Here is a 22,167-nt window from a genome sequence, read left to right as displayed (position 1 = left end):
AGCACGCCGTACCATCCACGTGAGTCATCACGTGCGTGGTCATCCCGGCAGTGCCCGCTACCGCACACGAGTGCGCCGGCAGCCGTCATCGAAGCTCGTGGCCGTGCCTGAAAGAGACACACACCCATGACCGAAGCAACCATCACCTTCGACGCCCTCGGCGTCCCGGCACCGCTCGTCGCCTCCCTCGCGAAGGACGGCAAGACGAGCGCGTTCCCCATCCAGATCGACACGCTCCCCGACACCCTCGGCGGACGCGACGTCCTCGGCCGCGGCAAGACCGGCTCCGGCAAGACCCTCGCCTTCAGCATCCCGATGGTCGCCCGTCTCGGCGGCGCCCTCGCCGGTGGCAAGCGCCGCCCGGGTCGCCCGCTCGGACTCGTCCTCGCACCGACGCGCGAGCTCGCCACCCAGATCGCCGCGGTCATGCAGCCGCTGGCCGACGCCTATTCGCTGAAGACCACCACGATCTTCGGCGGCGTCTCGCAGAAGCGTCAGGAAGAGGCGCTCCGCGCCGGCGTCGACATCGTCATCGCCTGCCCCGGCCGCCTCGAGGACCTCATGAAGCAGGGCTTCGTGAACCTCGACGCCGTGGAGATCACCGTCCTCGACGAGGCCGACCACATGGCCGACCTCGGCTTCCTGCCGGTCGTCACGCGCATCCTCGACAAGACGCCTCGCGGCGGGCAGCGTCTGCTGTTCTCCGCGACGCTCGACAACGGCGTGGACAAGCTCGTCCGCAAGTTCCTGCAGAACGAGGTGCTCCACTCCGTCGACGAGGCGAACTCGCCCGTCGCCGCGATGACCCACCACGTCTTCACGACCCCCTCGGTCGAGTCGAAGAAGGACCTCATCCAGGCCCTCGCCTCGGGTAGCGGCCGTCGCATCCTCTTCATGCGCACGAAGCACCACGCCAAGAAGCTCGCGAAGCAGCTCACCGACTCCGGCATCCCCGCGGTCGACCTGCACGGCAACCTCTCGCAGGTGGCCCGCGACCGCAACCTCGCTGCCTTCAGCGCCGGGACCGCCAAGGTGCTCGTCGCCACCGACGTCGCCGCCCGCGGTGTGCACGTCGACGACGTCGAACTCGTCATCCACGTCGACCCGCCGACCGAGCACAAGGCGTACCTGCACCGCTCGGGCCGCACGGCTCGTGCAGGCAGCGCCGGTGACGTCGTCACCCTCGCGATCCCCGGCCAGATGGAGGATCTCAAGAAGCTCCTCCGCAAGGCCGAGATCAACGTCACCCCGCAGGCGGTCACCGCGACCTCCCCGGCGGTCCTCGAGCTCATCGGCGACGTCGCCGCCTACGTGAAGCCCGCGCCGCGCGCGGCCGTGCAGCAGCAGGGCGGTGGTGGTCGCTCGCAGGGTGCGAACGCGCAGCGTAAGCGTGCAGCCCGCGACGGCAACGGCCTCGGCAACGGTCACCGCGACCGCGACGGTGCCCGCGCCGGCGCGAGCCGCGACAGCGCTCCTCGCGAGGGCGGCCAGGGCGGCGGCGGTCGTCGTGGCGGTCGTCCCGCCGGCGGTAACGGCGGTCAGGGCGGTCAGCGCTCCGGCGCCGGTCGCTCGGGCGGCGCCCGTGCAGGCGCCGGTGCCGCCACCGGTGGCAGCCGCACGCACTACAGCACCGGCTACGCCGCGAACTCGGGCGCTCCCGCCGAGTCCTCGCGCCCCCGGACCAACCGTCGCGCGTCCAGCGGCAACTAGCAGCGAACCGCTCGAACGAAGCGCCGTCCACCGCAGGGTGGGCGGCGCTTCGCCGTTGGCGGACCCACTCGATTTCGCGAGACGGGGGCGCTCGGGATACGGTTCCACCATGAACGCCACCGCAGTCGTCCGCCCCATCCGAGACGTCGACGCTGAGTCGCTGGGGCGTGTGCACGCCACGTGCTGGCACGAGACCTACGACCACCTCATCAGCTCGGCCACCCTCGCGAAGCTGTCACCACGCCGCATGGCCGAGCTGTGGACCCACTGGGCCGCGCAGGGTCCCGAGTACACGCACTTCGCAGCGCTCGTCGACGGCGAGATCGTCGGCTTCTCGGGTTCGGGCCCAGCCCGCGACGAGGACGCACCCCGTGAGCGCGAGCTGTACTTCATCTACCTGTTGGACGCATTCCACGGGACCGGCATCGGTCAGCAGCTGTTCGACGCCGCCATCCCCGACGGTCAGCCGTCATTCCTGTGGGTCGCCGCGGACAATCCGCGTGCGCACCGCTTCTACCAGCGCAACGGGTTCGTCCTCGACGGTGGAGCCAAGACCGAGCCGTTCCTCGGCGAGATGATCGACGAGGTCCGCTACACCCGCTGACGCATCGGTCCCTGAGCCCTTATCCGGGCCCTGAGCCGCTCCCCCGGTCCCTGAGCCGCTCCCCCGGTCCCTGAGCCACTCCCCCGGTCCCTGAGCCTGTCGAAGGGCTAGCGCAGCCGGCCGACGGAGGCGAGGGCCGCGCGGAGGAGCGTGCCGCGGCCGCCCTCCATCTCGGCGGCGATCGCGTCGGAGGACGCCGCCTCAGGTGTCATCCATGTGAGTTCGAGCGCGTCCTGGCGGGGTTCGCAGGTGCCGGTCACCGGGACGACGTACGCCAGCGCGACGGCGTGCTGCCGGTCGTCGGAGTACGGCGACAATCCGGGCAACGGGAAGTACTCGGCCACTTGGAACGGCACGGGCGACGCAGGGAGCAGCGGGAACGCCATCGGACCGAGGTCCTTCTCCAGGTGGCGGAAGAGCGCGTCGCGGATCGTCTCGCCGTACATGACGCGACCGGAGACGAGCGTGCGCGTCATCTCGCCGAGCGCCGTGGCCCGGAGCAGGACGCCCACCTCGGTGACGACGCCGAAGCCGTCGACGCGGACCGGCACGGCCTCCACGTACAGCAGCGGGAGCCGGCGGCGGATCTCCTCGAGCTCGACGTCCGACAGCCAGCCCGGATTGGAATTGCCGGGGAGATCGGGTTCCGGGTTGGAATCAGGGGTACGAACGCTCATAGCTCCTTCATACCGTATGGAGCCGAGCGGCGATCCAGGCGGGCGGCGGTTCGACCGGACACCGCGCCCGACGCGCGACGGGATCATACGGGGCCACGCGACCGCGCGCGACGCCGGTCGCGGTGTCGGTGGGGTGCAGGATGATGGAACCCATGACCGAGGTGCTCGAGCGCTTCTCCCCCGCGACGCGCGACTGGTTCGAGGGGGCGTTCGTCGCGCCCACGCCGGCGCAGGCGGGTGCCTGGGATGCGATCTCCCGCGGCGCCAACGCCCTCGTCGTCGCGCCGACCGGTTCGGGCAAGACCCTGTCCGCGTTCCTCTGGTCGATCGACCGCCTGCTCTCCGAGGCCATCGCCGAGCACGCCGTGCGGCCGCGCACGGGTGTCCCGCTCACCGGCCTCGAGGCTGACGAGGCGGAGGCCGCCGCCGCCCAGCGCGAGCGCTCCCGCGGCACCCGCGTCCTCTACATCTCGCCACTGAAGGCGCTCGGCGTGGACGTCGAGCGCAACCTCCGCACCCCGCTCGTCGGCATCGCCCAGGCGGCGCGCCGCCTCGGCACCGAGCCACCCACCATCAGTGTCGGCGTCCGCTCGGGCGACACCCCGTCCGCCGACCGCCGGGCGATGGCCAAAGAGCCACCGGACATCCTCATCACCACCCCCGAGTCGCTCTTCCTCATGCTCACGAGCGCGGCGCGGGAGACACTCCGCACGGTCGACACCGTCATCATCGACGAGATCCACGCCGTCGCCTCGACGAAGCGCGGCGCGCACCTCGCGGTGTCGCTCGAGCGGCTCGACGCCATGCTCGAGAAGCCGGTGCAGCGCATCGGGCTCTCCGCCACGGTGCGCCCCGCCGAGGAGGTCGCGCGGTTCCTCGGCGGCCGCGCACCGGTCGAGATCGTGGCCCCGCCGGCCGCGAAGACCTTCGACCTGCACGTGGTCGTCCCGGTCGACGACATGACCGACCCCGACGCCGGCATGCGGACGCCCGGCGAGGCCGACGACGACGGCAGCGGTGGCGGGTTCGCCGGCTACACCCCGAACAGCGACGGCGGCGGTGAAGACCGCGTCGGCAGCATCTGGCCCCACGTCGAGGAGGCGATCGTCGACCGCGTGCTCGCGCACCGCTCCACCATCGTGTTCGCCAACTCCCGTCGGTTGGCGGAGCGGCTCACGGCCCGGCTCAACGAGATCAACGAGGCCCGACTCAGCGACGCCACTCTCACGACCCCCGGTGCCGGGCGTCCACCGGCGCAGCTCATGGCCCAGAGCGGCCAGACCCGCGGATCGACGAGCGTCGCGGCCGCAGCCGCCCGGCCGGCCACCGAGGAGAGCGACGACGACATCCCCCTCCTCGCACGCGCCCACCACGGATCCGTCTCCAAGGAGCAGCGCGCGGGCATCGAGGAGGACCTCAAGTCCGGCCGCCTGCGCTGCGTGGTCGCGACCTCGAGCCTCGAGCTCGGCATCGACATGGGCGAGGTCGACCTCGTCATCCAGGTGGAGTCCCCGCCGAGCGTCGCGAGCGGCCTGCAGCGGGTCGGCCGCGCCGGCCACCAGGTGGGCGAGGTCTCCCGGGGCGTCCTGTTCCCGAAGCACCGCGCCGACCTCATCAGCACCACGGTCGCGACCGAGCGGATGGAGGCCGGGCTCATCGAGGCGATCGAGGTCCCCTCGAACCCGCTCGACATCCTCGCGCAGCAGACGGTCGCTGCGGTCGCGCTCGACGAACTCGGCGTGGAGGACTGGTTCGAGACGGTCAAGCGCAGTGCCCCGTTCGCCTCCCTGCCCCGCTCGGCCTTCGAGGCGACGCTCGACCTCCTGGCCGGACGCTACCCCTCCGACGCCTTCGCGGAGCTGCGCCCGCGGATCGTCTGGGATCGCGATGCCGGGGTCCTGACCGGTCGGCCGGGAGCGCAGCGCCTCGCCGTGACGAGCGGCGGCACCATCCCCGACCGCGGGCTCTTCGGCGTGTTCATGGTCGGCGAGTCGGGCGCCGGCGCGCGCGTCGGTGAGCTCGACGAGGAGATGGTCTACGAGTCCCGCGTCGGCGACGTCTTCGCCCTCGGCGCCACGAGCTGGCGCATCCAGGAGATCACCCACGACCGCGTGCTCGTGACGCCGGCGTTCGGCCAGCCGGGGCGACTGCCGTTCTGGAAGGGCGACGGCATCGGTCGCCCGGCCGAGCTCGGTCGCGCCATCGGCGCCTTCGTGCGCGAGCTCGACACCACCGGAACGGGCTCCACCCCACGTCTCGAAGCAGCCGGCCTCGACGAGCGGGCCATCAGCAACCTCGTCGCCTACGTCCGCGAGCAGCGCGAGGCGACGGGCGTCGTCCCCAACGACACGACCCTCGTCGTCGAACGTTCACGCGACGAACTCGGCGACTGGCGGGTCATCCTCCACTCCCCCTACGGACTCCGTGTGCACGCCCCCTGGGCGCTCGCGGTCGGCGCTCGGGTGCAGGAGCGCCTCGGGGTCGACGGCTCGGCGGTGGCGAGCGACGACGGCATCATCGTCCGCCTGCCCGACACCGAGAGCGAGCCGCCGGGAGCCGAACTCTTCGTCTTCGAACCGGAGGAGCTCGACGCCCTCGTCACGCAGGAGGTCGGCGGGTCGGCATTGTTCGCCTCGCGGTTCCGCGAGTGCGCCGCCCGTGCCCTCCTGCTCCCGAACTACTCGCCGCAGAAACGCTCGCCGCTCTGGCAGCAGCGCCAGCGGTCGGCGCAGCTCCTCGAGGTCGCGAAGCAGTACCCGACGTTCCCGATCATCCTCGAGACGCTCCGCGAGTGTCTCCAGGACGTCTACGACCTCCCGGCCCTCGACCACCTCGCGCGTGAGCTGCAGTCGCGCGCGATCCGCATCGTCGAGACCACGACCGATCAGCCCTCGCCCTACGCCCGTTCGCTCCTGTTCGGCTACGTCGGCGCGTTCATGTACGAGGGCGACAGCCCGTTGGCCGAGCGTCGGGCCGCGGCGCTCGCGGTCGACAGCACCATGCTCGGCGAACTCCTCGGTCGGGTGGAACTCCGCGAGCTTCTCGACCCCGGCGTCATCGAGCAGACCGCGCTCGAGCTGCAGCGTCTCGACCCCGAGCGTCGACTCAAGGGGGTCGAGGGCGTCGCCGACGCGCTGCGGATGCTCGGCCCGCTCACCATCGACGAGATCGCGGCCCGGACGACCTTCGACGGCGTCACCGTCTCCGCCGACGGCGAGGCGAGTCGCGGCGACGACCCGCAAGGCTGGTCCCCCGATCCGGCTCGCTCGGCTGCCGCCGTCGCCGAACTCGAACGCTCGAAGCGCGTCATCCGCGTCCCGATCGCCGGCGAGGAGCGCTTCGCCGCGATCGAGGACGCCGGTCGACTCCGCGACGCGTTGGGCACCCCGCTGCCCATCGGCGTCCCGGTCGCGTTCACCGAGCCGGTCGCCGATCCGTTGGGCGACCTCCTCGCCCGCCACGCGCGCACGCACGGGCCGTTCACGACCGGGCAGACGGCCAGGCGCTTCGGTCTCGGGACCGCGGTGGTCCAGCACACGCTCGCCCGGCTGGCCGACGCCGGCCGCGTGGTCAAGGGCGAGTTCCTCCCCGCCGGCCGGCAGCAGGTGGGTGAGGACGACGACGCCGACCGCAGCCCCACCGATGCGACGGAGTGGTGCGACGCCGGCGTGCTGCGCAAGCTCCGCATCCGTTCGCTCGCCGCGCTGCGGCACGAGGTCGAGCCGGTCGAGCAGCAGGCGTTCGCCCGGTTCCTGCCGGTGTGGCAGCACCTCGGCGGGACGCTCCGCGGCGTCGACGGCGTCGCGACGGTCATCGACCAGCTCGCCGGCGCGCCCATCCCGGCGTCGGCCTGGGAGTCGCTCATCCTGCCCTCGCGCGTCGCCGACTACAGTCCCGCCATGCTCGACGAACTCACCGCGACGGGCGAGGTCGTGTGGTCGGGTAGCGGTTCGATCCCCGGCAACGACGGCTGGGTCGCGCTCCACCTCGCCGACACGGCGCCCCTCACGTTGCCCCTCGCTCCGACGCCGCACACCCCGGACGCCCTGCAGACCGAACTGCTCGCGACGCTCGGCGGGGGCGGCGCGTACTTCTTCCGGCAGCTCGCGGAGTCGGTCGGCTCGACGGACGACAAGCTCCTCGTCGACGCCCTCTGGGAGCTCGTGTGGGCCGGGCTCGTCACCAACGACACCTTCTCACCGCTCCGCACCCTGGTGGGTTCCGGCTCGGGGAACTCGGCGCACCGGGTGCAACGGCAGACCCCGCGATCGAAGCTGTACCGTGGCCGCAACCTGCAGCGCCCCTCGATGTCGACGCGGGCGAGCCAGACCCTCGGCGGCCGGTGGTCGATCCTGCCGCTGGCCGAGCAGGACGCCACCATCCGTGCCGTCGCCACGGGCGAGACCCTGCTCGAGCGGTACGGCGTCGTGACGCGCGGGTCCGTCGTCGCGGAGGGCGTGACTGGCGGCTTCGCCCTCGCCTACCGCGTGCTGAAGCAGTTCGAGGAGAACGGTCGCTGCCGTCGCGGATACTTCGTGGAACGCCTCGGCGGGGCGCAGTTCGCCTCCTCCGGCACCGTCGACCGCCTGCGCGGGTTCATCCGGACCGACGACGAGCCACCGCTCGACGCCGTCACCCTCGCCGCGACCGACCCGGCGAACCCCTACGGCGCCGCCCTCGGTTGGCCGGGCCAGGAGGTCACCGGGGTGAAGCACCGGCCGGGGCGGAAGGCGGGTGCGCTCGTCGTCCTCGTCGACGGAGCGCCGGTCTACTACCTGGAACGCGGTGGCAAGACGGCGCTCGTGTTCTCTGAGGACGATGACCAGCTCCGCGCCGGGGCGCGTTCCCTGGCGTCCACGGTGCGCGCTGGTCGCATCGAGAAGCTCGGCATCGAGCAGGTCAACGGCGCCTTCGTGCTCGGCACCCCGACGGGCCACGCCCTCCGCGACGCCGGATTCGTCGAGACGCCGCGTGGATTGCGGCTCCGGCGTGGGTGAACCGGCTCACGGCCGTCCCGCCACGGGTTGCGCCGGACACCCTGCCGGTGGCACCGTAGCCGGAACGGACGGAGCGGTTCATGCCAGAAGGTGACACGGTCTTCCAAGCCGCGCACCGGTTGCGGCAGGCGCTCGCCGGCGAGGTCGTCACCGGCTTCGACCTGCGGGTGCCCGCCTTCGCGACCATCGACCTGCGGGGCGACGTCGTCCACGACGTCATCCCACGTGGCAAGCACCTCCTGCACCATATCGGCGACCACACGCTCCACACGCACCTCAAGATGGAGGGGTTGTGGCACGTCTACCAACCGGGCGAGCACTGGCGGCGGCCGGCCTGGAAGGCGCGCGCGATCGTGTCGACGCAGCACTGGGTGACGGTCGGGTTCGAACTCGGCCTCGTCGAGGTGTTCCCCTCGCGCGAGGACGAAGAGCGCTTCGGCTGGCTCGGTCCCGACCTCCTCGGTCCGGACTGGGACGAGGAGCGTGCCATCCACAACCTCGAGACCGACGGCCGCGAGATCCACGTCGCGCTGCTCGACCAGCGCAACCTCGCGGGGCTCGGCAACGAGTACGTCAACGAACTCTGCTTCATCCGCGGGGTCCTCCCGACGAGGCCCACCGCGGAGGTCGACCTGCCGGGCGCCGTACGCCTCGGCTACCGGCTCATCAACGCCAATCGCGACCGCCGCAACCGCGTCACGACGGGCGACACGAGGCCCGGCCGGAAGACCTGGGTGTACTCACGCGACGGTCAGCGCTGCCTCCGCTGCGGCACCCGGATCCAGCGGGGCAAACTCGGCGCCGACCCGACCGCGCTCCGCGACACCTACTGGTGTCCCCACTGCCAGACCTGACCCGGTGTAGATCGTGAACCCTAGAAGTGCTGTCAATCAGGGCTGGCCGGCAGTGATCCAATCGATCGAGTGCACCGCTGTCTGCCACGCCTGATATGCAACGGTCTGCCAACGGTTGATTCCGAACGACAATAGATGCGAGGACACTCTATCGTTCAAGCTTACTGTCGCGTCTGCAACGGTTGGCACTCGATACGCCTCTCGCAGGTTCACCGCGAACTCAGAGAAGGCTTCAATCGCCAACCCGACGTATCTATCAAACAGATCAACGTCGTCGACAAACTCGTTCAAGGCATGCCACTGGTCATCAGTGAAGGACGGATGGCGCACCGCCGAAAACTGCAGATCCTCTGGTCTTCCCGGATCGAGCACTCGCGCGACCAGCCATGAGTTACTGACCAACCAAGTGTCAAAATATGGGCTAATCGAGATAGAGCCACTTCCGGTGTTACGCTCGAAATTGCAGTCACGGCACGCCGGCACCATATTCCACGGATCGACTGCTATCCGGGGATAGCGCGACTTCGGAAATGAGTGCTCAACCGTCTTCGGTTTGGAAATGTGACAAAAGGGACACCGCCGTCCCGCCAATCCGACAATCCGCAACCAGATATCTCGGGCAGCAGGACTATCTCGGAATCGTTCCGAATAGAGCCAGGCCATATCCGACTTGACATCGTCCGTCACTGGAAAGACCGGAACAAGGTCACGGTGTCTGCCGCTTGAGAGCGCATCCCTCAAGGCCATCTCCTCGCGAGCAACGTTGGGAAGGTCGGCGAGCAGCCGGAGCTTTCGGTCGTTTTCCAACATGCCGAGCATGCACTGATCTCGCACCGACTGTCCACTCACAGCCAGTGGCGTCAGGTGAGTCACCATGCCGTTCCCTCACGTCGTCGAATCATCGACCGCAGGAGCAGCTTTGCTTCATCTCCAATCTCACCATCCAATGAGGAGAGCGCGCCTTCAAACGAGTCCGACGTATCTGCGACCTGCCTGAGCAGAGCATGGTAGCCGGACCGACTGAGTTCAAGGTCAAACACTTCTCGCGTCAAGACCCCCAAGTTCGCACCGAACGTCTCTAGAATCGGCTGCTCAACCTTGATACCATTTCCGTCGCTCGAAATGATCCACGCACATCGACGAGGCACTTCCTGGAGCACGACTGGTGAATGCGTGGCCACAACAGCAAGGCCGTTTATCGTCACCATAAGGTCAGATAGAGCCCGAGTAACCGCTCCCAACAATGGAGGATGTAGATGCGATTCTGGCTCATCGACCAGGACGAGTGTTTTCTCCTCACAATAACGGACGAGTGTTGCGACCATGAGGATGGCGATCTTGTGGCCCGAACTCAGAAGCGAGAAGTCGAGCGCCTCCAAACCCGCAGCAGTTGCGACTCCATGTCGGTCAAGTACGGGATCAGCATCCGCTAGAAGCCTGAGCGCTGCTAACAGGCGCTCGGAACGCTCGGCAAGACAGCCCATGGTCTCACTAGCGACGTAATTGCCCATCTCAATCTCGCGCGGCACCCGCGCATCCTGAGTCGATGTGACCGGTTCAGAATTATCAGCCAGCCACGGTAGGCGAACATTTGTGATACGGAAGTCGAGCTGCTCACGTCTCATGCGTGCGCGATTCGGAAAAGTGTCAAACGCACTGAAACTTATGGACAAAAGCGATGTAATCTGGCTCTTATCTGACAAGTCTATTGGACTATCGGGATCGGACTCTGTGAGCCGATCCTCGAATGCCCAGCGTATATTCGAGAGAGTGGTAGTCTTACCGGTGCCATTCGAGCCAATAAGCACGTGAACATTGCTCGGAAGCGGTCGGCCGCGTTCCACACGGAATGTAACCTCGGGCCCCGAGACACTCCGGGGCCGAAACTTGTACCGAAGGTGGAAGTCTTCTTTAGGCTGTTGACCAGAGATAATAAGCCTATATTGGTGCAGAGATCGAGATGACACTGATCTCATCAGAGATGACTGCAACACATCTTCGCCCCGAACTTCTTCGAATAGGCCGGGTAACACCGCAACATCACGCAGAGCCGTCAACACTTTGAACGCCACATCTACACCAAGCGTCTCAACGAGCACCTCGTAGTAGTCCGCATCTTGCCCGAGCGAAAAATGCTCCTCGGAAACTTCCGAGAAGTCGCTAGGTAATTCGACATAGCTTGTATGCACCGCGGGGGATAACTCGTGGGACGGGCGAAGTCCCCGCTGTCCAATTTTCACCACTCCGAGCGGCTGCCAGTCGCCTGAATACGAGACACTAGCCTCAAATGTTGTTCCGAAGCCATAATCGTTCCATGAGCTTCGGCGCAAGTAGATAAGCACCTTTCCGGATACTGCTGGCGGTCGGTTAGCGCCAATCTTGAACGTAACCTTCATACCGGAACCAACCATTTCTCTGGGTTGCGCGTACCGGATCCGCCACAGTGACGCCCGGAAGACGGCCTAAGTGGTGGTCCCACTTCAGCACGTCGATTGCATCTTTCTAGGCAAGACTATCTATCTAGTCCGGCTGCACGGAAGCCTGTTCTGGACTGCGGTGTCTCTGGACAAAGTGTTTGCACCTGGCCAACACGATCTTCAGATACTTCGATTACGCATCATCTCACTTACTACCGACGGTGCCGGGTCAGTATCCTCAATCTCTACTCCTGCCACCGAACCACCCGAGGGCCCCCCACTGCCAGACCTGACCCGGCCGGGGCTGGTCCCTGAGCCTGTCGAAGGACGCACGTCGATCCGCCCTTCGACAAGCTCAGGGACCGGAAAGGCTCAGGGGTCGGAACACGCTCAGGGACCGGAACGGCCTCAGGAACCGGAGGCGACCGGGTGCCGCCGCGCGCCGAACCACCCGAGCGGGATCGACAGCAGCAGCAGGAACAACGCCTGGGTGCCGAGACCGGGCACCGTCGCTGCCAGAACGAAGGCGAGGAGCATGAGCCAGGTCGGTGCCCAAACGAGCACCCAGGACCGGGGCGGTATCGCCGCGGCCTCCTCGCTGAGCAGCCCGTCTCGCTGGATCACCAGCTGCTGAAGTCGCATCGCAACCATCGACACGAGCATCGTCGCGATGTAGAGCATGGAGGCACCGCGATCGTTCCCGGCCGCGTCGAAGAGGAGCACGGTCGGCAGCGGCAGGAACACGATCCCGGCGAGCCACACGAAGTTGAGCGACACGAGTCGGCGGGAGTAGCCGACGGTGCGCTCGAAGATCCGGTGGTGATCGCGCCAGAAGGTGGCGATGACGACGAAGCTCAGGGCGGCTGCCGCGAGCCCGGTGGCGTTCTCACCGAGGAACACCGACACCGGGCCGCCACCGTACTCCTGGGCGAGGTCGACGAGCGGGAGGATGATCAGCGTGATCGCGATGGCGACGACGGCGTCGCTGAAGTTGACGACGCGGTCGAGCCCGCGCTCCGTCGTCGGACCGGGTCGACGGCGGCCCGTCGGACGCCCCTCCTCGCCGGCCATCGTCAGCTCACGTCGGCGTCGTCAGTCGCGGTCCCCTGCACCATGGCGACCCAGCGGGCCAGGAAGGCCGCGCCCGCCTCGTCGTGGATGAGCGTCGGGTGGGTCAGCACCGGGTAGGGCTTCTCGGGCACGCCGTCGGCGGGGCGGACGTCAACGTGCGCGACCTCGAACCCGTGCTCGAACAACCAGTCGGCCATCGCGTAGTCGCTCCGGGAGTCGCCGACCGTGCGCCAGGCGACCGGGAGCGCACCGCCGTCGGCCTCGAGGAGTTCGAGCGCGCGCTCGGCGCCGAGGTCCTTGCCGAGCCGGACCGACTCGATGTCGGTGGAGATGATCGTGGGATCGATGCGGTACTGCACGAGGCCGGCGTCGTCCGGGTAGCGGCCGGGCGCGTGCTCGACCCCGAATCCGCGTCGGGCGAGCTCGGCCCGGGCGTCGTCGTCGAAGTGCTTCCGCACGACCGCGTAGTCCGCTGCCGGCACCTCGACGTGCTGCTCGACCGAGACCATCGCGCGCTTGGTGTGGTCGAAGAACACCGTCTCGGCGTACCGTTCGTCGACGAGGCGCTCGATGACGTCGCCGTAGCCCTCCGGCATGGCGACGTCCTGATCGAGGCTCAGCTCGTCGACCCCGGCCGCCGAGAACCCGAACCACACGGCGCCCTTCTCGCAGATGCCGTAGAGCCGGACGTCGTCCGCGAGCCCGGCGGCCAGGAGCGGTGGGACCACCACCTCGCGGAGGAACGCGTCGCTCCGCCCGGTGTTGAAGGCGATCGGCACCCCGGCGTTCGCGAGCGTCGCGAGGTCCTGCGCGATGCTCGGGAGGTTGATGGTCCGGGTGATCGGACTGGCGATGGGGCCGTCGACGTCGAGCAGGAGACCGAGGATGGGGCGGGACGTGTTCACGGGTTCAGCCTAACGAGCACCCGGCGTGGATAGACTCACTCCACCATCACCGGTGTTCGAAGGAGATCACTCGTGTTCACCAGCCCGCATCCCGACGTCGAGATCCCCGACCTGAGCGTCTACGACACCCTGTTCGGCGGCATCGCCCCGAGCGACCTCGACCGCATCGCCCTCCGTGACGGCACGACCGGCGCCGAGACGAGCTACCGACAGCTCATCGGCCAGATCAACGCCCTCGCCGGCGCCCTCGCGGCGGCCGGCATCGGGGTCGGCGACGTCGTCGCCCTCCACGCGCCGAACGTCCCCGCCTTCGCGACCGTGTTCCACGGCATCCTGCGCGCGGGCGCGACGGCGACGACGGTGAACGGCCTCTACAACGCCGAGGAGATCGAGGCGCAGCTGCGGGACGCGGGCGCGACGATGCTGTTCACCGTCTCCCCGCTGCTCCCCCAGGCCTGGGCTGCGGCGAGCGCCTGCGGCATCCCCTCCGACCGCGTCGTCGTCCTCGACGGCGCGGAGGGGCACGCGTCGCTGAGCGACCTCCTCCTGCGCCGCCTCCCCGCACCGGACGTCTCGTTCGACCCGGCCACACACGTGGCGGTGCTGCCCTACTCCTCGGGCACGACGGGTCGACCGAAGGGTGTGATGCTCTCGCATCGGAACCTCGTCGCGAACGTGCAGCAGTCGATCCCCCAGCTCGGCATGGTCGCCGACGACCGGATCCTCGCGGTCCTGCCGTTCTTCCACATCTACGGCATGACGGTGCTGCTCAACCTCGCGCTGTCGCGGCGTGCCTCGCTCGTGACCATGCCGCGGTTCGACCTGGCGGAGTTCCTCCGGATCATCCAGGACTTCCGCTGCAGCTACGTGTTCATCGCCCCGCCGATCGCGGTGGCGCTCGCGAAGCACCCGCTCGTCGACGAGTTCGACCTCTCGAGCGTCCACACGATCTTCTCCGGCGCCGCGCCCCTGGACGCGACGCTCGGGCGGGCGGTCGAGGAGCGTCTCGGCTGTCGGATGCGACAGGGCTACGGCATGACCGAACTCAGCCCGGTCAGCCACGCGATCGCGTTCCAGGCCGAGGGGGCGTCCCTCGACAGCGTCGGCACGACCCTCCCGAACATGCAGTGCCGGATCGTCGATCCGGAGACCGGCGCCGAGGTGGACTACCCGGCCGAGGGCTCGGACGAGGAGAGCGCGGCGGGCGAGCTGCTCTGCGCCGGCCCGAACGTCATGCTCGGGTACCTCGGCAACGAGGAGGCCACTCGCGAGACCCTCGAGGACGACGGCTTCCTCCACACCGGCGACATCGCGACCGTCCGCGGCGACGGCACCGTGCGCATCATCGAGCGGTTGAAGGAGCTCATCAAGTACCACGGCTATCAGGTGGCCCCGGCGGAGCTCGAGGCGCTGCTGCTCGGCCACCCGGCGGTCGCCGACGCGGCCGTCATCGGGGTGCTCGACGACGAGGGCCAAGAGGTGCCGAAGGCGTTCGTGGTCCTGCAACCGGGCCAGGACGTCACCGCCGAGGCGCTCATGGCGTGGGTCACGGAGCGCGTCGCCCCGCACAAGAAGATCCGGCGCGTGGCGTTCGTCGACGCCATCCCGAAGTCGGCGTCAGGCAAGATCCTCCGCAAGGACCTCCGGGCCGCGGAGGCCACCCCCGCCGGTTCCTGAGCTGCGCCGCACTGAGCCTGTCGAAGTGTCGAAGGGCGCCCTTCGACAAGCTCAGGGACCGAAGGCCGGTCAGGACCGACTGCCGCTCAGCGACCGACGGCGGCGACCATCCGGTCGAAGGCGGCGTCGAGCTCCGGCTCGGCCGGCTGCCAGTGCGGGTTCGCGTCGTGGAACGCGACCATCTCCGCCGCGCCGTCCCAGAACGGAATGGTGGGCCGGAACTCCGGCACGAGACTGCGGATGCGCGTGTTGTCGAAGACCATCGGGAACGCCTTGTCGCCGAGGAGCGTCGGCCCGAGCGGCGGGTGGACCTCCGCGATGACGTCGGACGGCACGTGCACGATGTCGGCCTCCACGCCGGCCGCCTCCGCAATCCACCGGGTGATGTCGTTCCAGCTCGGTGCGTGATCGCCCGTGATGTGGAAGGCCTCCCCGAGCACGTCGCGGCGACCCAGCAGGCCGACGAACCCGACCGCGAAGTCCTCGGTGTGGGTGATGGTCCAGCGGGTCGTCCCGTCGCCGTGGACGACCACCGGCTTGCCCGCGCGCATGCGGTCGAGGTCGGTGCGCCGTCCCATCGTGGGGATGAGCGTCCGGTCGTAGGTGTGTGACGGGCGCACGATCGTCGCCGGGAAACCCTGCTCGCGGTAAGCGTGGACGAGGACGTCCTCGCAGGAGATCTTGTCGCGCGCGTACTGGGAGAACGGGTTCCGGAGCGGCGTCGACTCCACGACGGGCAGGCGCTGTGGCGGCTTCTGGTAGGCAGAAGCGGAGCTGATGAACACGTACTGGCCGATCCGACCGGCGAAGCGGTCGATGTCCGCCTGCACCTGCGGTGGCGTGAACGCGGTGAACTGCGCCACGACGTCGAACTCGCGCGAGCCGAGCGTCTCGGTCACCGCGTCGGTGTCGCGCACGTCCGCGCGGAGGAGCTCGACCTCCTCGGGGAGGGGGCGGACGTGGGACAGGCCGCGGTTCAGGACGGTGACGTCATGGCCGAGCGACACCGCTCTGGCGACCGACGCCGAGGAGATGATGCCGCTGCCGCCGATGAACAGGATGCGCTTCGTCGTCATTGGTCCATCCTCGCGCACCGCCGCCCGACTCGCCCAGACCTGGACAGGGATCGGACCGGAAGGTTCGTCGTGGGCACTTCGACAAGCTCAGTGACCGGGCCCTTCCGGTCCTGAGCCTGTCGAAGGGCAGCGACCGGGCTGTCCGGTCCCTGAGCCTGTCGAAGGGCAGCGAGTGGACGCAGTCAGCGCTCGCGCTTGACGAACGCCATGGCACCGACGACGAGGGCGAGCAGCACCCCGGAGACGAGTCCCCACACGACCGGTGCCTCGGGTCCGAGGACCAGGAGCATCAGCAGCGCGGCGAGCGCGAGGACCCCGGCGACGACGAGCGCCGTCGTCCACTCGTTCCATCGCATTCCACCAGCCTAGGCTCCCGTCACCACGAAACGGCGACGCGGGAGCCACTGAGACGGGCCGACGGGACCGCTCAGCGGTGCTCGGCGAGCAGCTCCGCGGTCCGTTCCCAGAGCCCGCGGGCCAGGGCGACGTCGTCGGCGAGCTTGTTCGTGCGTGCGGGCTTCCGCTTCACGAAGTAGCCGCCCGAGGTCCAGTCGAGGCCCGGCTGACTCTCGGCGAGCCAGAAGAGGGTGTCGGCGCCCTCCTCGGGGGTGTTCAGCAGGCGACGACCGAGCGGGTTCGCATACAGGAACCGCATCGCGCCGTCGGGCGCGCTGGAGAAGTTCGTCGAGATGACCCCCGGGTGGAACGCCGCGGCGGACAGTCCGCGCGGGCCGTACCGGCGGTCGAGCTCCTTCGTGAAGAGGATCTGCGCCAGCTTCGCGTTGCCATAGGCACGCGTGGGCGAGTAGGAGCGTTCAGCGTCCAGGTCGTCGAGGTCGAGCTTCCCGAACAGGCGGTTGGCGACGCTCGAGGTGTTGATCACCGTCGCCTCGGACTCGACGAGGCGGTCCAGCAGGAGGTGGGTGAGGAGCGCGGGTGCCAGGTAGTTGATCTGGAACGTCTGCTCGTGGCCGTCGGCCGTGACCCGGCGGTCGGCGCCGAAGATCCCGCCGGCGTTGTTGGCGAGGACGTCGATCCGCGGGTACCGCTCGAGGAGCTGTTCGGCGAGGAGCCGCACCTGCGCCAGTTCGGCGAAGTCGGAGATGAACGAGGCAGCCCCGATCCGCTGCGCGACGGCCGCGGTCTTCTCCGGGGACCGCCCGACCACCACGACCTGCTCGCCCGCGTCCGTCAACGCCTTCGCGGCCGCAGCACCGATGCCGTCGCTGGCGCCGGTGAGGACGATCACCCGGTCGCTCACGCGGAGGACTTCCGGGGGCGGGGTTCGCTGACGTTGGTCGGGCGCGCCCGCTGGTCGATGTCGGGGACCTCACGTCCGATGGCGAGGTCGCCGGTCTTGTTGGCATCCTGCATCATCGACTCGAGCCAGCTGCGGTTGAGCTCCGGACGCTCCTCCTGGTCGAACTCGAACTGCAACGAGATCGACGGGTGCACCCAGATCGTCACGCGTCCGCCACCGGTCTCGAGCGAACGCGGCCAGGAGATCGTGAAGGACTCGTTGCGCCGCAGCTTCATGACCGCGATCGACTTCACGTGCGCGAGCATCCGGTCGTCGAGTTCGAGTTCTCGCGATGAACTCCCGTAGATCAGCTTTCCCACCAGATGTCTCCCTCTGTGCCGGTCGTCTCGCGCACCCTCGAATCAGGGCATCACGACGCCCGAGCACACCGGGCGTTGCCCCCATCGTAGGCGACCGAAGGATCGCCGTCGTGCCGGTTGACGGGCGGGCGAAGGCCCAGTTCAGGGGGCCTCGGTGTTGTCCCCCATGCCCTCGCGAATACGTCAACTTCCGCGGAAAATCAAGGGATTTCAGCCCTGTTTCGTGAACCTGGCAAAGCCCTGGGCGGCGGCGGAATCGACCAAACCGCGGTTCGCGCTGCCCCCGAACGGCGTGCATGACCGTGAAGCCCGAATCTTCCGTCGTGCACCCGAGCCAGCCGTCCGTCCCCGAACGATCCGTCGCTCCGGGAACGCGTCCCCGCCGTGCACGCCAGCCGTTGCGTCTCCCCAAGCTCGTCTCCCAGCTGGTCACCTTCGGCCTCGTCGGTGGCACCGCGTTCGTCGTGGACGTCGGCGTGTACAACCTCCTCCGGTTCACCGTGCTCGACGACAAGCCGATCGGCGCGAAGGTGATCTCCGTCGCCGTCGCCACGATCGTCGCGTGGCTCGGCAACCGGGCGCTGACGTTCCGGACCGAGCACCGCCGCGCGGTATGGAAGGAGGGCGCCCTCTTCGCGCTCATGAACGTCCTCGGCCTCGGGATCGCGGCGGGGTGTCTCTTCGTCTCGCACTACGTCCTCGGCTACACCACGCCGCTCGCCGACAACATCGCGGGCAACGGCGTCGGACTCGTCCTCGGCATGGTGTTCCGCTTCCTCGCCTACCGCTTCGTCGTCTTCCGACCCGCCGAGTCGGCGACCGATCGCCGTCGCAGCACGACGACGCAGGAGACGACTGTTTCGAGCCCGGCCGCATCGGCACCCGCCGCCGCACCGCGCACCACGACCCCTCGTCGATCCGCACCGACCCACGCACTGCCGACCTCTGGAGGCCTGTCCTGATGGCACCCGCACTCGCACCGCTGCTCGGAGCGCTCGCGCTCATCCCCTCCCGCCCGTTCGCCGCCGCGGACGAGCCCGCTCCCCTGCTGACCCCGCAGCCCGCGGCACCCACGGAACCGCTGCCGAACCGCGGCACCCTGGTGGACCCGGCGTCGGCGGCCGACCCCGGCTCCTGGAGCATCGGTGAGTGGCTCGGCTACGGCACCATGCTGCTGTTCGCCGCCGCGCTGACGATCATCGCCGTCACCACGCTCTACTGGATGCTCCACGCCTGGCGGTCGACAGGCCACCTGAAGAACACGGGGTTCGCCGCGGTCCCGCTGCCCGCCAAACACTCCTTCACCCTGCTCGTCCCCGGTCGGCATGAGGAGGAGGTCATGGGTCAGACCCTCGACCGCCTCGCCGAACAGGACCACCCCGACTTCGAGATCATCGCGATCGTGGGCCACGACGACCCGGGGACCGAGCGCGTCGTCCGCGAGGCCGCCGCCCGGCACCCCGACCTCATCAAAGTGGTCGTCGACGACAGCGTGCCGAAGAACAAGCCCAAGGCCCTCAACCGGGCGCTGCAGATCGCCCGTGGCGACGTCGTGGGCGTGTTCGACGCCGAGGACGAGGTGCATCCGCGCCTGCTCACGCTCGTGGACTCCCGCTTCACCGAGAGCGGCGCCGACGTCGTCCAGGGCGGCGTGCAGCTCATGAACTTCCAGTCGAGCTGGTGGTCACTCCGGAACGTGCTCGAGTACTACTTCTGGTTCCGGTCGCGCCTGCACTTCCACGCGAACTCCCGCTTCATCCCGCTCGGCGGCAACACGGTGTTCGTGAAGAAGACCTGGCTCGACTGGTCGGAAGGCTGGGACGACGGCTGCCTCGCTGAGGACTGCGAGCTCGGCGTCCGACTCTCGAGCGCCGGCGCGACGGTCGTCGTGGCCTATAGCCCGGAGGTCGTCACCCGCGAGGAGACGCCAGGCACCCTGCAGTCGCTCTACAAGCAGCGCACGCGCTGGAACCAGGGATTCCTGCAGGTCCTGAAGAAGGGCGAATGGCGCAAGCTGCCGACGTTCCGTCAGCGCATGTTCGCCCGCTACCTGCTGTCGATGCCGTTCCTCCAGGCGGCGACCGGGCTCCTCATCCCCGTCTCGGTCCTGCTGGTGCTGTTCGCGAAGGTCCCCGCGCCGATCGCGCTCCTCACCTTCATCCCGCTCGCGCCGACGATCGTCACCCTCGCGGTGGAGGCCTCCGGGCTCGGCGAGTTCGGCCGCCTCTACGGCCAGAAGGTCCGCCTCCGCGACTACGCCCGGCTGATCCTCGGCACCTTCCCGTACCAGATCTTCCTCGGCCTGGCCGCCGTCCGTTCCGTCTTCCGCGAGTGGAAGGGCGACCACTCCTGGGAGAAGACGGAGCACACCGGCGCCCACCGCAGCGAGGAGGTCGCCGAGGCCACCGAGGCCGCTCCCGTCTCCGTCGACCTGCCCGACCGCGCACCCGAGCTCGTCCTCCAGAACGGAGCAACCCGATGACCGGCATCCTCGAACGACCGGCCGCCCCCGGCCGACCAGAGCTCCACCTGGAGAGCGACCGCCTCGGCTGGCTCACCTCAGGGCCACCGGCACAGCGAGGCCCCGGCGTCGTGCGCCGCTGGCTCTCGCGCCACGGTCGCACCCTGGCCTTCCTCCTGCCCGTGCTGGCCATCGCCGCCGTCGTGCAGGCCATGAACATGGGCGGATCCCCGCAACGCATCGACGACGAGGGCACCTACACCGCCCAGGCGTGGAGCGTGCTGAAGCTCGGCGAACTCGCCCACTACACCTACTGGTACGACCACCCACCGCTCGGCTGGTTGCAGATCGCGGCCTACACGGGGCTGACCGGCGCGTTCGACCGCTACGACATCGCCGTGGTCGCGGCACGTGAGGCCATGCTGGTCGCGACGCTCATCGCCGTCGTGCTCGTGTGGGTCCTCGCCCGCCGCCTGCACCTCAGCCGGACCATGGCCGCCGTCGCCGCACTCGTGTTCGCGATCTCGCCGCTCGCCGTGCAGTTCCACCGCACCGTCTACCTCGACAACGTCGCGGTGCCCTGGCTCCTCGGTGCCTTCATCCTCGCGACGAGCCGCAAGCACCAGCTCGTCGGCTTCGCGGGTTCCGCCGCCGCGTTCGGCATCGCCGTACTGAGCAAGGAGACCTTCCTGCTCGCCCTGCCCTTCCTCGCCTGGACCATGTGGCGCGCGGCTCGGAAGGAGACCCGCCGGTACACGCTGCCGGTCGCCGCGACGATCGTCGTCGTCATCGGCTTCACGTACGTGCTCTTCGCCGCCATCAAGGGCGAGCTCATTCCCGGCCCTGACCGGGTGAGCCTCCTCGGCGGCGTCTTCTTCCAGCTCGGATCCCGCGTCGCGAGCGGGTCGCTGTTCGACCCGGAGAGCCTGTCGGCGAAGACCCTCGGCATGTGGTGGCAGTTGGACGCGGCCCTCCTCGTCGCCGGAGCGGTGGCCGCCGTCGCCGGGCTCTTCATCTCGCGACTGCGTGTCATCGCCGCGATGACCGTCTTCCTCGGCCTCTTCATGCTGCGCCCAGGCGGCTACCTGCCGGTGCCGTACGTCATCATGCTGCTGCCGTTCATGACGATCCTCATCATGGGCGTGACCGGCGCGGCCATCCGACAGTTCCGTCGCCGCTCGACCGTCGAGGCCGGTGCACCGCGCCGTCGTCTTCTCGGCGGACGCGCGGCCGGAGCCGTCTGGGTCGCCGCCGTGCTCGCGGCAGCCGTCGTCGCCGTCCCGAACACGGCGACCCAGCTCCGCGGCTTCCTCCTCGCCGACCTCGACAAGCCGGTCCGGCAGGCTCAGCAGTGGGTCCAGACCAATGTGCCGAAGGAGTCCCGCGTGATCGTCGACGACGCGATGTGGGTCGACCTCGTCGAGAGCGGCTTCGATCGCGACAACGTCATCTGGTACTACAAGATGGACACCGACTCCGCCGTCCAGGCTCAGTCGCCCAACGGCTGGCGCGACGCCGACTACATCGTCACGACCGACTCAATGCGGACCTTCCCGACCACCTTCCCCGAGGTGAAGGGTGCGATCGACAACTCCGAGCTCGTCGCGACCTTCGGCTCCGGGACGCAGGCCGTCGAGGTCCGCCGCATCGACGCCGACGGTCTCGACGCGGCAGCCGAGCAGGCTGCCGGACGAACGGCGGCTCGGGCAGCGCTCGGCGCGCAGCTCCTGCTGAACCCCTCGCTCAGCGTCTCGGCGGAGGCCGCGCAGACCGTGAGCGACGGCCAGCTCGACTCCCGCGCCCTGCTCGCCCTCGGACAGGTGCTCGCCACGACGCCGGTCAGGCTCGAGAGCACCCCGGTGCTCGACGGTGAGACGGGCGACGTGCGCCGGACCATGGTGCTCCGCACCGGCACCGAGGCGGGCGACGGCCGTCTGGCCGACTCCATCCGCTCGATCCAGGGCGACTACGCGGCCGACCGCGTCGAGCAGACGGCGGCCGGCGTGCGGGTCACCTACTCGGTCGTCGAACCCGACGTCGTCCGCTGACCACCGTCCCGAGCACCGGCTCGAGCCCGACGCCCGGGCCATCCGAACCC

17 protein-coding genes are annotated in these 22,167 nt (G+C 69.0%); 8 read left to right on the top strand and 9 right to left on the bottom strand.

The window, feature by feature from the left end:
* The first annotated feature begins 126 nt into the window (after positions 1 to 126).
* Both ACLIME_RS00515 and ACLIME_RS00510 read left to right on the top strand, forming a co-directional pair.
* Positions 127 to 1,710 carry a DEAD/DEAH box helicase gene (locus ACLIME_RS00515; RefSeq protein WP_194644046.1) on the top strand — a complete coding sequence of 528 codons (1,584 nt, stop codon included), beginning with the start codon at positions 127 to 129 and terminating at the stop codon, positions 1,708 to 1,710.
* Between the two features lie 109 nt (positions 1,711 to 1,819).
* On the top strand, positions 1,820 to 2,314 hold the full coding sequence (locus ACLIME_RS00510) for a GNAT family N-acetyltransferase (RefSeq protein ID WP_079705213.1): 495 nt from the start codon (positions 1,820 to 1,822) through the stop codon (positions 2,312 to 2,314).
* Between the two features lie 107 nt (positions 2,315 to 2,421).
* Here ACLIME_RS00510 and ACLIME_RS00505 read toward each other — a convergent pair whose 3' ends face one another.
* Entirely contained in the window at positions 2,422 to 2,991 is a 570-nt protein-coding gene (locus ACLIME_RS00505; RefSeq protein WP_411557964.1) for an NUDIX hydrolase family protein, read from the bottom strand.
* Between the two features lie 152 nt (positions 2,992 to 3,143).
* Between ACLIME_RS00505 and ACLIME_RS00500 the strand changes: the two genes are divergently transcribed.
* The gene (locus tag ACLIME_RS00500) at positions 3,144 to 7,988 is read left to right on the top strand and encodes an ATP-dependent helicase (RefSeq protein WP_411557963.1); all 4,845 of its coding nucleotides are present in this window, start codon (positions 3,144 to 3,146) and stop codon (positions 7,986 to 7,988) included.
* Positions 7,989 to 8,068: 80 nt separating this feature from the next.
* On the top strand, positions 8,069 to 8,842 hold the full coding sequence (locus ACLIME_RS00495; RefSeq protein ID WP_411557962.1) for a DNA-formamidopyrimidine glycosylase family protein: 774 nt from the start codon (positions 8,069 to 8,071) through the stop codon (positions 8,840 to 8,842).
* A gap of 36 nt (positions 8,843 to 8,878) precedes the next feature.
* Here ACLIME_RS00495 and ACLIME_RS00490 read toward each other — a convergent pair whose 3' ends face one another.
* From ACLIME_RS00490 to ACLIME_RS00475, 4 genes are all read right to left on the bottom strand, one after another.
* Positions 8,879 to 9,718 (bottom strand): HNH endonuclease, encoded by an 840-nt coding sequence (locus ACLIME_RS00490; RefSeq protein WP_411557961.1) that lies wholly within the window; start codon positions 9,716 to 9,718, stop codon positions 8,879 to 8,881.
* Entirely contained in the window at positions 9,712 to 11,238 is a 1,527-nt protein-coding gene (locus tag ACLIME_RS00485; RefSeq protein WP_411557960.1) for an AAA family ATPase, read from the bottom strand. Before ACLIME_RS00485 ends, ACLIME_RS00490 begins: the two co-directional genes overlap by 7 nt.
* A gap of 429 nt (positions 11,239 to 11,667) precedes the next feature.
* Positions 11,668 to 12,330 carry a TMEM175 family protein gene (locus ACLIME_RS00480; RefSeq protein ID WP_411557959.1) on the bottom strand — a complete coding sequence of 221 codons (663 nt, stop codon included), beginning with the start codon at positions 12,328 to 12,330 and terminating at the stop codon, positions 11,668 to 11,670.
* Between the two features lie 2 nt (positions 12,331 to 12,332).
* Positions 12,333 to 13,235, bottom strand: a complete 903-nt coding sequence (locus ACLIME_RS00475; protein ID WP_411557958.1) for a hypothetical protein — start codon at positions 13,233 to 13,235, stop codon at positions 12,333 to 12,335.
* A gap of 72 nt (positions 13,236 to 13,307) precedes the next feature.
* On the opposite strand from ACLIME_RS00475, the gene ACLIME_RS00470 reads away from it, so the two are divergent.
* On the top strand, positions 13,308 to 14,912 hold the full coding sequence (locus tag ACLIME_RS00470; protein ID WP_411557957.1) for an AMP-binding protein: 1,605 nt from the start codon (positions 13,308 to 13,310) through the stop codon (positions 14,910 to 14,912).
* A gap of 86 nt (positions 14,913 to 14,998) precedes the next feature.
* Here the strand turns inward: ACLIME_RS00470 and ACLIME_RS00465 are convergent, their stop codons facing one another.
* The 4 genes from ACLIME_RS00465 to ACLIME_RS00450 form a co-directional block, all read right to left on the bottom strand.
* Positions 14,999 to 15,988, bottom strand: a complete 990-nt coding sequence (locus ACLIME_RS00465; RefSeq protein WP_274499487.1) for an NAD-dependent epimerase/dehydratase family protein — start codon at positions 15,986 to 15,988, stop codon at positions 14,999 to 15,001.
* Between the two features lie 182 nt (positions 15,989 to 16,170).
* The gene (locus tag ACLIME_RS00460) at positions 16,171 to 16,344 is read right to left on the bottom strand and encodes a hypothetical protein (protein WP_161578549.1); all 174 of its coding nucleotides are present in this window, start codon (positions 16,342 to 16,344) and stop codon (positions 16,171 to 16,173) included.
* A 71-nt stretch (positions 16,345 to 16,415) separates the two neighbouring features.
* Complete coding sequence (locus tag ACLIME_RS00455) at positions 16,416 to 17,249, bottom strand: SDR family NAD(P)-dependent oxidoreductase (protein ID WP_411557956.1); 834 nt, start codon at positions 17,247 to 17,249, stop codon at positions 16,416 to 16,418.
* Positions 17,246 to 17,608, bottom strand: a complete 363-nt coding sequence (locus ACLIME_RS00450; protein ID WP_079705204.1) for a hypothetical protein — start codon at positions 17,606 to 17,608, stop codon at positions 17,246 to 17,248. The genes ACLIME_RS00455 and ACLIME_RS00450 overlap by 4 nt, the downstream gene beginning before the upstream one ends.
* 296 nt (positions 17,609 to 17,904) lie before the next feature.
* Between ACLIME_RS00450 and ACLIME_RS00445 the strand changes: the two genes are divergently transcribed.
* From ACLIME_RS00445 to ACLIME_RS00435, 3 genes are read left to right on the top strand one after another with little or no spacing between them, the layout of a single operon-like run.
* A complete protein-coding gene (locus tag ACLIME_RS00445) occupies positions 17,905 to 18,570 on the top strand; it encodes a GtrA family protein (RefSeq protein ID WP_411557955.1) in 666 nt (221 codons plus the stop codon).
* The gene (locus ACLIME_RS00440) at positions 18,570 to 20,090 is read left to right on the top strand and encodes a glycosyltransferase (protein WP_241161027.1); all 1,521 of its coding nucleotides are present in this window, start codon (positions 18,570 to 18,572) and stop codon (positions 20,088 to 20,090) included. Before ACLIME_RS00445 ends, ACLIME_RS00440 begins: the two co-directional genes overlap by 1 nt.
* The gene (locus ACLIME_RS00435) at positions 20,087 to 22,117 is read left to right on the top strand and encodes an ArnT family glycosyltransferase (RefSeq protein WP_411557954.1); all 2,031 of its coding nucleotides are present in this window, start codon (positions 20,087 to 20,089) and stop codon (positions 22,115 to 22,117) included. The genes ACLIME_RS00440 and ACLIME_RS00435 overlap by 4 nt, the downstream gene beginning before the upstream one ends.
* Positions 22,118 to 22,167: the final 50 nt, after the last annotated feature.

The organism is Plantibacter sp. MPB07 (assembly GCF_046619465.1).
GTDB classification, from domain to species: Bacteria; Actinomycetota; Actinomycetes; order Actinomycetales; family Microbacteriaceae; genus Plantibacter; species Plantibacter auratus.
The sequence above is the reverse complement of the archived record's forward strand: the minus strand, read 5'-3'. Positions and strand labels throughout refer to the sequence as shown.